At 42.0% G+C, this 11,406-nt stretch carries 13 protein-coding genes; 10 read left to right on the forward strand and 3 right to left on the reverse strand.

What is annotated here, in order from left to right; translation table 11 throughout:
* Positions 1-93 precede the first annotated feature (93 nt).
* Positions 94-366: a dodecin family protein gene (locus BP727_RS06260; protein WP_273278644.1), complete on the reverse strand. Its 273-nt coding sequence runs from the start codon at positions 364-366 to the stop codon at positions 94-96.
* A 124-nt stretch (positions 367-490) separates the two neighbouring features.
* On the opposite strand from BP727_RS06260, the gene BP727_RS06265 reads away from it, so the two are divergent.
* On the forward strand, positions 491-1,804 hold the full coding sequence (locus BP727_RS06265; protein WP_273278643.1) for an alpha/beta hydrolase family protein: 1,314 nt from the start codon (positions 491-493) through the stop codon (positions 1,802-1,804).
* A gap of 217 nt (positions 1,805-2,021) precedes the next feature.
* Here the strand turns inward: BP727_RS06265 and BP727_RS06270 are convergent, their stop codons facing one another.
* Together BP727_RS06270 and BP727_RS06275 are read right to left on the reverse strand one after the other, a co-directional pair.
* Positions 2,022-2,405, reverse strand: coding sequence for a hypothetical protein (locus BP727_RS06270; RefSeq protein WP_273279072.1), 384 nt, complete (start codon positions 2,403-2,405; stop codon positions 2,022-2,024).
* Between the two features lie 22 nt (positions 2,406-2,427).
* Positions 2,428-2,634, reverse strand: coding sequence for an antitoxin family protein (locus tag BP727_RS06275; protein ID WP_013720558.1), 207 nt, complete (start codon positions 2,632-2,634; stop codon positions 2,428-2,430).
* A gap of 425 nt (positions 2,635-3,059) precedes the next feature.
* Between BP727_RS06275 and cas1 the strand changes: the two genes are divergently transcribed.
* From cas1 to BP727_RS06320, 9 genes are read left to right on the forward strand one after another with little or no spacing between them, the layout of a single operon-like run.
* Positions 3,060-4,175, forward strand: a complete 1,116-nt coding sequence (gene cas1, locus BP727_RS06280; RefSeq protein ID WP_286857916.1) for a CRISPR-associated endonuclease Cas1 — start codon at positions 3,060-3,062, stop codon at positions 4,173-4,175.
* 2 nt (positions 4,176-4,177) lie between these two features.
* Positions 4,178-4,465: a CRISPR-associated endonuclease Cas2 gene (gene cas2 / locus BP727_RS06285; protein WP_013720556.1), complete on the forward strand. Its 288-nt coding sequence runs from the start codon at positions 4,178-4,180 to the stop codon at positions 4,463-4,465.
* A 1-nt stretch (position 4,466) separates the two neighbouring features.
* A complete protein-coding gene (gene cas4, locus BP727_RS06290) occupies positions 4,467-5,102 on the forward strand; it encodes a CRISPR-associated protein Cas4 (RefSeq protein ID WP_286857904.1) in 636 nt (211 codons plus the stop codon).
* 9 nt (positions 5,103-5,111) lie between these two features.
* The gene (locus BP727_RS06295; protein ID WP_286857906.1) at positions 5,112-6,248 is read left to right on the forward strand and encodes a hypothetical protein; all 1,137 of its coding nucleotides are present in this window, start codon (positions 5,112-5,114) and stop codon (positions 6,246-6,248) included.
* Complete coding sequence (locus tag BP727_RS06300; RefSeq protein WP_286857908.1) at positions 6,235-6,552, forward strand: hypothetical protein; 318 nt, start codon at positions 6,235-6,237, stop codon at positions 6,550-6,552. Before BP727_RS06295 ends, BP727_RS06300 begins: the two co-directional genes overlap by 14 nt.
* Before the next feature lie 9 nt (positions 6,553-6,561).
* Entirely contained in the window at positions 6,562-7,461 is a 900-nt protein-coding gene (gene cas7i / locus BP727_RS06305) for a type I-B CRISPR-associated protein Cas7/Cst2/DevR (protein WP_286857910.1), read from the forward strand.
* 1 nt (position 7,462) lies between these two features.
* The gene (gene cas5, locus BP727_RS06310; RefSeq protein ID WP_286857918.1) at positions 7,463-8,236 is read left to right on the forward strand and encodes a CRISPR-associated protein Cas5; all 774 of its coding nucleotides are present in this window, start codon (positions 7,463-7,465) and stop codon (positions 8,234-8,236) included.
* The gene (gene cas3, locus BP727_RS06315) at positions 8,223-10,559 is read left to right on the forward strand and encodes a CRISPR-associated helicase Cas3' (RefSeq protein ID WP_286857911.1); all 2,337 of its coding nucleotides are present in this window, start codon (positions 8,223-8,225) and stop codon (positions 10,557-10,559) included. The genes cas5 and cas3 overlap by 14 nt, the downstream gene beginning before the upstream one ends.
* Before the next feature lie 11 nt (positions 10,560-10,570).
* A complete protein-coding gene (locus BP727_RS06320; RefSeq protein ID WP_286857913.1) occupies positions 10,571-11,227 on the forward strand; it encodes a CRISPR-associated endonuclease Cas6 in 657 nt (218 codons plus the stop codon).
* Positions 11,228-11,406: the final 179 nt, after the last annotated feature.

An 11,406-nucleotide genomic window follows, 5' to 3' on the forward strand; every position in this document is an offset into this window, starting at 1 on the left:
TGGAAGAGCGATCAGGCACCAGAGCCGCCGAAGAGAACGCGAATTTGCTTTGTGGAATCATTCTTCCGAATCGCTCAGTGGTATCGATTTGCCTCAGCAGAGGGACTTGGTTGCGTCCCCCTTTGGAACCTTCCAGCCCAGCTCTATCTTCCAGTCTTCGTATTTGAGGGATATTCTTAATTTAATTCTGTATAGTATTATATTACCTTTTTCATCTAGCTTGGCATCAAGCTCAGCAACCCGTGCGATCCTTAGGTTCCAGATGGATTTATGTGCCGTGTCGATTGCGTTTTTGGCAGCATCTTCCCAACCGATGGGGGATGATCCTACGAGCTCAATAGCTCGATAAACGCTCTCTTGAACCATAGTCAATTTTATGCCACTCAATATTGATATATCTTTCCCGCTGCAAGACGATAATTTTATAATTGAATGCGGGCTAAAATTTAAGTACCATTAATAATATCCTATGTTCTCTGAGGACAATTCTATGCTCAATCATTTTCTTTTCGGATTCAGGCTCTGCCAGGTTGTATTTCTGAGCCTGTTGATCGTACCTCTTGTCGCAGCAGGAGCTGATGAGATGAACAGCACCGACATTTCGGGATCGGTATTTCAGAATCAAGAGTTCAACTTCCAGTTCCTCCGGACCATCGGCTATACAGCAAGCGGAGGCGCAGACATCAACGAATGTCTGGACACAGCTTTTCGCATCAAAGATGGCAATGCTGAGAGCTGGTACGGCCAATGGAACAGAACTGCCGCCAGGCTGGAGAGTACTGCCGAGGAGTTCCTGGCCAGTGGACATAAGGTCAGCGCAAAGGAAGCCTTCATGAGGGCCTCGAACTACTACCGGAACGCCGGATTCTACCTGGACATCAATCCCGACGATCCGAGGATTGTGTCCACCTGGGAGAAGAGCCATGACTGCTTCATTAAGGCGGCAAACCTCTCCAGCGGCCTCATCAGGCCGGTCCGCATACCCTTCCAGAATACCACCCTCCCTGGCTACCTGTGTCTGGTGGACGGCAACGGCACCAGTAGGCCGACTCTGATCGTTCATACCGGCTTTGACGGAACTGGTGAAGAGCTCTACTTCGGGGTGGCAAAATTCGCTATCGATAGGGGATATAACGTGCTGATCTTCGAGGGGCCTGGCCAGGGTGAGATGATCCGAGTACAAGGGATGCCCTTCAGGCCTGACTGGGAGGCCGCAGTAACGCCGGTGGTTGATTTTGCCCAGAACCTGAGCGAGGTCGATCCGGATAGAATTGCCCTCATGGGAATCAGCTTCGGCGGCTACTTGGCACCGAGAGCTGCTGCCTTTGACCACCGCATTGCAGCGTGCATCGCCAATGGAGGCGTCTACGACTTCAATGCCAGCGTGATGCAAAAAGCCCCGCCTGATATGGAGGAGATCCTGAGCGACGAGAATGCGTCGCGGGAATTCGACCAGGAGATGAGCGAGTACATGAACCAGAGCATCGAGACAGGCTGGGCGGTAGAACACGGCATGATCGTTTTCGGAGCGCAAACCCCCAGCGAATACTTCCGAATGATCGCTCCATATACGCTGAAGGACGTAGCCCCGCTGATCAAGTGTCCCACCCTTGTTGTCGATTCGGATAACGACACGCTCCTGGCGGGCCAGGCGAGGCCGCTTTACGACGCCCTAACTTGTCCGAAAGAGTATCTGCTCTTCACCACGGAAGAGGGAGCAGGGCTGCACTGCCAGATGGGCGCCATGACCATCTCGAACGAGAGGATATTCAACTGGCTGGATGGAGTGCTGCAAGAGGGCTAGTGCCAGGCCCAGCCGTTGATGGTTCTGGTCAATCTTTTTTCTCAGCGGAAAATACGTCCTTCGGTTCCTGAACCTTGATTACATTACTGCCAAGACTGATCCATACAGGCTGTTTTTTTTGTGGACGCTGCGCGCGATAAAACGCGCGGCAGTGCTCTGGCCCCCTCAACGCCGGGGTGGCTTGGGAAAAAAATGTCCTTGCAGTTGATGGTTCTAGCTATTCTTTTTTCTCAGCAGATAGTACGTCCTTCGGTCTCAGTCTGGTTATCCCTTCGATTCCATCAAAATGTCTATCAAAACTTATTATCTGCAAATTGAGCTTCTTAGTGACATATGATTGCAGAGCATCATCAAAATCCAGGCCTACTGCCATTTCATCTATAACTGCAAGCTCATCTCTGAGGTCAGTATTGTAGATGTTCAAGCCTTTCATCCTTCCAATGCTTTTTAAAAATGTCCTGAGAGCGTCCAAATTTCCGATTCTATCTAAAATGGTCTCAATGGAATGAATCGAATAGGTCGTTACAAAGGCATTAATTTCGCCTTTATCGATCATTCTTAGCAATGTAAGGCAATCATTTCTATATTTCCTCTCCAGCATTGCCTCCAGAAAAATATTGGTATCAATCAGATACAACCTTTCTCACCCAGATATCTCTTGCAGCATGCTGCAGGTCGACTGAATCTATATCGATATCTTTTAGAAGGCCAACTAGTCTATCTGCATTTGATTTAACTATCTCGATTTCAACTACATCTCCTTCTGTTAAATCGAGCTTTTCCAGAGGTTTGAGAACATTATTTTCATATCTTGCCTTCACCATCATCATTCAATGATTGGACTTTCTTATTTAAAGAACTATCTGCTCTGTCTTGTTTGTCGTCAGATTTAAGACGAGGATCGAAAAATCCGGGAATTGAATCGGATGGTTCTGGAAGGTTGATTCTGGAAGGTTGATCTGCAAAAGCTGATTGAAAAGAAGCATTTCCTTGGTCGATTTCCGAAACCTTGATTGCATTACTGCCAAGACTGATCCAACAGGCTGTTTTTTTTTTGTGGACGCCGCGCGCGATAAAACGCGCGGCAGTGCTCTGGCCCCCTCAACGCCGGGGTGGCTTGGATACCCAGATTCCGACGGTTAGGCGAGATTGGCGTGATTTGCTTTTTAGGTCAAATATGCAGATTGGTTAAGGTTAATAATCATAAAGGACAGATGACTGACAAAGCAATATTAGAGGTAATCATTTGCAGCTCGTGATCAATAGCTATGGAGCATATCTGCGCAAGAACGGCAATTGCTTTCTGGTGAAGAGGGAGGACAGGAGCTTTGAGATTGCTGTCGGCAAGGTAAATAGCATACTGATCACTACGGCGGCGTACATCACCACCGATGCCATAAAGCTGGCAGTGGACAACAACATCGATATCGTTTTTCTCGATTCCCATGGAGATCCCTATGGAAGGGTATGGCATCCGAAGCTGGGAAGCACAACCCTGATTCGGAGAAGGCAGCTTGAGGTATACGATACCCTAGACGGCCTGAATCTGGCAAAAGAGTGGGGATTGAGGAAGCTGGAGAATCAGATAGACCTTCTGGGACGGATGAGGAAGACCAGAGAGGAAAAGAGGGATCTTCTGGACGGATACATACTGGAGATAGAAAACTCACGAGAGCAGATGAAGAGGCTGCGGGGCACAATTGAATCCAGGAGGCAGGATATGCTCGGCCTGGAGGGTATGGCTGCCAGGGCCTATTTTGAGGCCATCTCTTCAATCATGCCGGAGAGGTATCGGTTTGCAGGACGGAGCAGAAATCCGGCCAAGGACGAGTTCAATGCTCTTCTCAACTACGGATATGGCGTCCTTTATTCGCTGGTGGAGAAGGGCTGCATCATAGCGGGGCTTGATCCGTACCTCGGCTTTCTGCACAGCGACTCATACAATAAGAAGTCGCTGGTATTCGATATCATAGAGATGTTCCGGATATATGTAGATGAGACGGTGGTTTTTCTCTTTTCCAGGCGGATGGTGAAGGATGGGTTCTTCGAGCCTCTGGAGCAGGGGATGGGCCTGAGCAAAGAGGGGAAAGCAGCGCTGATCGAGTCGCTCAACAAAGCCCTCGAGGAGCCAATCCCCTACCGAGGGCGCAATGTGAAAAGGAGGAACACCATACAGATGGAGTGCCACAGGATTGCCAATGGGCTCATCCGGCCCGGTCAGGAGCTGCCGGAGGACTTCGATCTGGATATCCTGGAAGAGGAAGTATGCCGGGAATCGGATGGCAAAGGCAGGGAAGACAGAGGTGAGCGAGAAGAGGAACGGGCGCAGATGGACGAGAGCGAGAATGCACAGGAGTGCAATCGAGGCTGATTATGTTGGTCTGGGTGATCTACGACATATCCGAAAACAGATACCGCAGCCGGGTGGCGAAGATCTGCAAGAATTACGGCCTGTTTCGGGTGCAGAAGAGCGCATTTCTGGGAGACCTGAACCGGAATGAGTCCGACTCCCTGACCCTGGAGTGCGAGGCGATTATTGACGAATCGGATTCCGTCTACGTCTTCCCCATGTGCGAGGACTGCTTTGATAAGATCAAGCTGATCGGAGCAGGGTTCGATCGAGAGCTGGTGAGCGGGATGACCATAACCAAGGTGTTCTGAGATGCAGGCGGAAGGCGAAGCGGCAGCGATACCTGAGCCCGAGCAGCAGATCGAGCAGGAGGTTTTCGTCACAGTCTCCGATGCTTTGGAGTACCTGTTCTGCCCGAGGTTCATATTCTTCGAGAGATGCCTAATGATTCCCGAGCACCAGGAGAAGAGGTTCAAGGTTTTAAAAGGCAGAGAGCTTCATGAGGTTCGCGAGAAGGTTAACCGGGATTACTTGAGAAAGAGGCTAAAATGCACCCGAAAGGAGATCTCCGTTTACCTGACCTCGCACAAATACCATTTCAAGGGAGAGGTGGATGAGGTCCTGTTTTTGGAGGATGGGACAGCGGCACCTCTGGATTACAAGTATGCGGAGTTCAAGAACACAATCTATAGGACGCACAAATACCAGGCGGCTCTTTACGGGATATTGATTATGGAGCATTTTGGCGTGGATGTGAAGAAGGGCTTCGTCTGCTATACCAGGAGCAATAACTATGTGGCAGAAATTGACTTCAGGCAAAAGGATTTTGAGATGGCAAAGCAGATTGTGCGCGAGATACTGATGATCATACAAAGGGGCTACTATCCCGAAGGGACAAAGCAGAAGGCCAGGTGCGTGGACTGCACGTATAAGAATATTTGTGTTTGAGGCAGAGAAATGAGCAGCAAGATAAAGATAGAGCAATACTATGATTGGTGGTTTGATAATGCATTGGAATTTTTGGGTCATCTGCTAGAAGAAGTCGACATCGATGTTGAGTGGAATAGAGGCATAGCATTTGACTCATTGGAAGAAGATCAAATAGCTCAATTAGTTGATAATATCGAAAAATTAATTAAATTTAAATTAACTTATTTAAAGATTAAAAAAGATGGTACTCAAGAAAAGGCCAATCGGGCATATTTGCCCACGATGCATAAGGGAAAATATGTCAATTTCCTTGGGAAAGAAACAAAAACAAAACAAGATATTTGCGATTACCTTTTCTCCCAAGAAGAAAAAACCGGTACGAAAATTTGTGACATTTGTAGCGATAATTATAGTGATGATTATGATATTTCCCAGGTATCTCAAACCATCTATCCGATGTCTATAGGCAGCTTAAAGAGCCAGTGTGGTATTAGAAAGATGGAGCCAGAATACCATTCATGCTCTAAGTGTGCATTTTTGGGCTCTATCGAATGGCTTGATGATAATCCGTTTACATGCGACAATGATAATTTGACTAATTATATCCTATTTCCTAAGGTGGATGATATCAAAGAGCTTCACAAGCTTAAAGACATGATTAGGGAGTCTCTAAAGCAAGGTCGTAATAGCAATATAATGGAACTTTTCACCGGAAAAAAAGGTGGAGTGTATGAGAGACACGCAAAGGATGAGTATTCGTTATTGCTTTCCCTGTTTGAACAGATGCGAATTTTTGAGTATAGCGATAATTGGGCTTGTTTAAAGATCAAAGGAACGGGTGCTACATATCAGACAAAATATTCATATCTAGAGGAGATAAAGATACCAAATATTCAAAGTCTAGAAAAAATATTTAATGTTCTTCAAAAACCATACTCCAATCTCATCGAGAAGTCTTTTACTAAATCATTAAATAGTGATGCTATCGATAATAATTTGAGTCGAGAAAATAAATACCTAATGTCAAAAGGAATTGTTATGAATGATTTCAAGACATTTTCAAAGGCATTTCAGATACGACAGAATTGCATTTTGGCAGGAATACAAAAAGAAATGCTCTATCCACTAATAAATCAATGGAGGTGCAAAGATGGTGCAGTTTGAACAGGATGAAATGGAGATAATGAGAAAGAGTGGACAAGTGGTTGGGAAAATTGCCAACAATTATATATCCGATCTTTATCAGCTTGACCGAATACGAAGTGCAGAAGAATTAATTAAGCAGTTGAAGAATATAAGTCTGAGAGCAATAAGCATGGGCAAAAAGTCAGATGATTCTATCTATACGGAGCCTTTAGCTAATTTAATGGATTTGGTAAATAGATATAAAAGCAACTTCGATGAGATAAAGGATATTGTAATAGTGTATTCAACATTTTATCTTGGAGCGATAAGGTATTCAAAATAGGTGATATTAATGAATAAAAAGGCTATAAGTGCGATATGGTTATCTGAGACTGGTTTGACGAACCTCAATTCTGGAGTTGGAGGAAGTAATTTAGTAGATCTAAAAAAATATAAAATCGAAGGAGTAGATTATCCATATGTGAGTGGCCAGGCAATGAGATACTATTTAAAGGAGAGCATCCGAAGGTTAGCATCTCCGCAGGAGTATTGCGTGGCTAATGAGAAGGGAGAGACCTGTGGGGATATCACGAATTGTATCTTGTGCGATTTGTTTGGTTTCATGACGACTTTAAAAGATCAAGGTGCACAAATTCGGGTTTCACCCATTAAAATGTCCCCTGCCATGGGATTATTGCCGCTAAACGACAATATGACTGTTGATTTTCTTACAAGAAGGAAACCACAGGAAAGTGCAGGAGAGCTAAAAGGGGACATAGTAAATGTTGAACTGGCAGTTAATATTTATAAAGCAGGGTTGTCCATTGATTTGGCTAAAGTAGGTGGAGAAGAAATAATTGAAAATAAAAAAATGCAAATTAAGGATAGAGTCTCAAGTGATGTTAAAACGGCGAGAATCAAGACTGCATTAGAGGCTTTTAAAAACTTGTCAGATTATTCTAAGCAAGCACGCCTCTTAACGGATTTTACGCCAAACCTAATTCTAATCGCAATTCAAGATAAATACAACCACGTGCTGCAAAAGGCTTTAGAACTAAAGGATGGTAAAAATCTAAATGTTGAAAGATTGGATCAGGTGCTCAGATCTTTAAAGGGCGATAAAATATACGCGGGCTTGCTATCTGGCACGCTGGGAAATGAAGAAGATATAAAGCAAATCTTAACAAAACATGGAATAGAACTTAAGACACCTATTGAAGCTATTGATATGGTTATAGCTGAAGTTGATTAAAATGAATTGCCTAAGTTTTGAGTTAGAGACACCCTATCTCGTTAACTTCAGGAAGCCCTTTTCAACTATAACACTCCTTTCATATTCTTTTCCGCCTTATACGACGATCAGAGGACTATTAGCAAATTCTTTGGGATTGGAACGGGATGATTATAGTTTGCAAGATAAGTTTGAAATAAGCCTTAAGCCATTGAATGAACCTGGCAAATCTCAGAATATGGTTTTAATGAAAAAACTGAAGTCTAATCTGAATAAAAATGAGAAAGATATAAATAAGAAGGTAGAAAATAATAATGGTGACTCATCGATTCTAGGTGATGAAGAAAGAATCATCTTTGAAAGATTAAAACATATTCGAAGTTCAAGTGCACCATTTATTAAAGAATATATAACACCCATGCTCTGCAAGATTTTCGTTCTAGGCGGAGAAAATGATATGGATGAATTAAGACAAGCCTTGGAAGATCCGGCCAGGCCATTGTATATTGGTGCATCAGACGATTTTGTGATTATACGTAATATGAAACTATTTAATGCTAAAGAAACTAAAAGCGATAAAATTGATTCTATTATTAGATTGAATGACAAAGTGGAACCTCTCGATAAGCGCAGAATTATAGGCAGAGTTCCATATAAATTCGCGGCTATTAATATCAAGAAAAGAGATTATTGCAGAGAAGATGCCGTTGTTGCAGCCCCAAAACCAGGTGCGAAACTGGAGATGAATGAACCCGTTATATGTTACGAAATTGGGGACGAATATGTGTCTTTCTGAACAAATTGCCAAGAGATCCAACGATCTAGTATTTCAAACATTTGAAGGACATACTACTGATTCCTTAGTGATACTTAAAGATTACTTATTAAAAAATAAAAATACCTTAAATGATTTCTCAGAAAATTACCAAATGGACTTCGATACACTTATCAATGTCATGTTCATGTCTGTGTTCTTGCATGATTTAGGAAAGCTGACAAAAGAGTTCCAATATAAAATAATAAGAGGTGAACCAGGTGGCTATTTTTCTCATGCTTTTTTTGGACTTCCGATTATAAATTCAGATTTACCTGAAAATTTAAATGATTTATTAAGGCTTCTTGTAGTATCTCATCATACCCAGTTGTATAATAGGATATATGAAGATGCTAATCTATCACCAAAAATAAATTATCGAAATGATGAGATCAATTCATGGATAAATATGTACCAAAATATTTATTCAAAATTTTTTGAACCATTGTTTGATAATAAATTTAAACCTATTTATATTTATGAGGATTACTCCTCAAAAATTGAATTGAATGAATACATTAGAAAAATGATAAGGGATTTAAAACGAAAACAAAACACGAATGATAAAAATATTCAGACAAAAGCAGTCTACTCATTGTGTTTATCTGTTCTAAAACATTGCGACCAAAAAGCAAGCAAATACTTTGATGAATTGGATTTAAGACAAGGAGTATTTGGTCCGCTCATTGAAGAGTCAAATAGCATTCTTGACACTATAAATTATAGAGCGAATAGCATCTTCTCTTCGGAAAGAAATTCTATTTTAGAATTCAATGGAACGGATAAGAAACGAGAACTCTACGAGTTTCAAAGAGAGCTAGCCAAAATAGAGGATTCTACAATAATTTCTGCTCCATGTGGAAGAGGTAAAACAGAAGGGGCGCTATTGGGAGCATTAAGTATAATCAAGGCGAAGAATAAAAATAAAATCATTTTTGCATTGCCGACACAAATAACCTCGAATGCGATGTATGAAAGGTTAAAAAGTATTTTTGGAAATGAAAATGTGGGACTATATCATGGGATGAGTAGATACCAGCATTATGAGGCAGACGATATCAAAGAGGAAGATATTAAGAGTTTGGTTTTTGACGAGAAAGTATTTGATAAACCCGTTACTATAACAACAATAGATCATTTGATTTATTCTTTAGTACATGGTTACAAACAAGCGGACTTCGCGCTTGGAAATATTCTCAATTCAGTAATAATATTAGATGAAATCCACTACTATGAAAGTCATACATTGAGATATATATTAGACAGTCTAAAAATATTGAGAGATCTAAATATACCATATATTGCCATGAGTGGAACTCTACCGAGCTTTATTGTTGAGGAATTGAATAAAATACAACCACATACTTTAATTGAGGATGTAGAAGGATTGAAGTTGGAGCCCTTTATTATTGAAAAAAACTCAAAATCTGTCTTCGAGGCAATTGACGACATTGCAAAAATCTACTATAATGAGCAAAATCAAATAATAATCGTAAACACTGTAAGAAGGGCCAAAGACTTATATCATTTATTGGAAAATAAAATTTCTAGAGATAATCTATTTTTGCTTCATTCTCAATTTACATTCAACGACAGAAGTCAAAAAGAAAGAGAAATAAACAATCTCAAGGGCAAAAAGCCTTGGATACTAGTATCAACTCAAGCCATTGAAATAAGTGTTGATATTTCGTGCGACATCATGCACACAGAACTGGCTCCTATTGATGCTATTGGACAAAGAGGAGGGAGATTGAACAGAGGCGGAAAGAATCACAATAACGAGCATTTTATGTATATCTATCAACCAAAAGACCATTTGCCTTATGCCACTGATAAAGATGAAATAGATACTGTTGAACGAACCAACGAAGTTATTGAAGATTCACCGATCAATTATGAGATGATAAAACAATGGTGTGATAGAGTATATTCTGATATCAAATTAAGACCACAAAATTTAGAAAATGTGTTTAAAAAATGCATTTTATTTGGCTACAGTCCAAAAGAGATAAGATATTCCGAGGATGAAGGAAATCTGGTTGAAGTTAGAAACATAAAAGACATCTCCATCGATGTTATACCTGAAAGATATTGGTCTGATATTAATGATAATCCCAAAACATTGGATAAGTATAAAGTTAAGATCCCTAAGTGGTGGTATGCTCACTATGGCAAAGACTACTTCTACTTATCAGAGACTATTTATGATAGAAAATATATAATTTGCACTTTGCCCTACTCAACTGAAATAGGATTTGATCTCGAAAACCCAAAAGGGGAAAGGGATAGCTGCATATTGATCTAATAGGTATCTGCATGAACCTCAAAATCCTCCGTCTAACCCTGCGCTCCGACTCCCCCATGCGAGGGGATGGGGCAAAGCTGCGTGGCTTTTTTGCCACCAGCTTCAATGAATATGCCCCATTGCACCAGCATAACACAGACAAGCTGATCTACAGGTATCCCCTTATCCAGTATAAGATGATCAACGGCAATCCTTTAGTCCTGGGAATCGATGAGGGTGCTGAGGTACTGAAAGAAATTTATGATAAGTTTGATAAAATAAGATTAGGGGAGAGCAGCTACACCATTATGGAGAGGGAAGTGACCGTAAAGAGCGAGGAGTTTGGCTGCACAGATGGGATTCTCAGCTACAGGTTTATGAGCCCATGGATTGCCCTCAGCCAGGAGAACTATGCCAAGTATGTAGCCGCATCTGAGGAGGAGAGAAGGGATTTGTTGAGAAGGATTCTGGTGGGCAACATCCTCTCCGCCTCCAAAGGCCTGGGGTATGTGGCAAAAGAGCACATAAGGCTGGATCTGGGGAGGATGAAAGATGAGATCTGCATGCTCAAGGGCACAAAGGTTACAGGCTTTCGAGGGGAGTTCACCACCTGCTTTGCCATACCAGATCACATGGGACTGGGAAAGTCGGTCTCCAGAGGATTCGGCGCGGTTATGAGGCTAAAATAGATCGCTTAATCACTCTTTTTAAAGCTAGGGGCGCATTTTGAGGCTGCCCGGCCGGAACGAATTTATAAGGCATCTGATAAATTCCATTCATGCCAGCGGAGGGCTGAGAAAGGGCGGTTTAACGGTGTCAAACAGGAAAAAGAACGAAAAAAAGCCGCTCATCAAGAGCAAGTTCCACG

Source organism: Methanosaeta sp. UBA356 (genome assembly GCF_002496465.1).
Lineage (GTDB): Archaea > Halobacteriota > Methanosarcinia > Methanotrichales > Methanotrichaceae > Methanothrix > Methanothrix soehngenii.

Bases quoted from the DNA above. Each gene is read 5' to 3' on its own strand.
- BP727_RS06260 (WP_273278644.1), bottom strand. From the start codon at position 366: ATGGTTCAAGAGAGCGTTTATCGAGCTATTGAGCTCGTAGGATCATCC.
- BP727_RS06265 (WP_273278643.1), top strand. From the start codon at position 491: ATGCTCAATCATTTTCTTTTCGGATTCAGGCTCTGCCAGGTTGTATTT.
- BP727_RS06270 (WP_273279072.1), bottom strand. From the start codon at position 2,405: ATGCTGGAGAGGAAATATAGAAATGATTGCCTTACATTGCTAAGAATG.
- BP727_RS06275 (WP_013720558.1), bottom strand. From the start codon at position 2,634: ATGATGATGGTGAAGGCAAGATATGAAAATAATGTTCTCAAACCTCTG.
- cas2 (WP_013720556.1), top strand. From the start codon at position 4,178: ATGTTGGTCTGGGTGATCTACGACATATCCGAAAACAGATACCGCAGC.
- cas4 (WP_286857904.1), top strand. From the start codon at position 4,467: ATGCAGGCGGAAGGCGAAGCGGCAGCGATACCTGAGCCCGAGCAGCAG.
- BP727_RS06295 (WP_286857906.1), top strand. From the start codon at position 5,112: ATGAGCAGCAAGATAAAGATAGAGCAATACTATGATTGGTGGTTTGAT.
- BP727_RS06300 (WP_286857908.1), top strand. From the start codon at position 6,235: ATGGTGCAGTTTGAACAGGATGAAATGGAGATAATGAGAAAGAGTGGA.
- cas7i (WP_286857910.1), top strand. From the start codon at position 6,562: ATGAATAAAAAGGCTATAAGTGCGATATGGTTATCTGAGACTGGTTTG.
- cas5 (WP_286857918.1), top strand. From the start codon at position 7,463: ATGAATTGCCTAAGTTTTGAGTTAGAGACACCCTATCTCGTTAACTTC.
- cas3 (WP_286857911.1), top strand. From the start codon at position 8,223: ATGTGTCTTTCTGAACAAATTGCCAAGAGATCCAACGATCTAGTATTT.
- BP727_RS06320 (WP_286857913.1), top strand. From the start codon at position 10,571: ATGAACCTCAAAATCCTCCGTCTAACCCTGCGCTCCGACTCCCCCATG.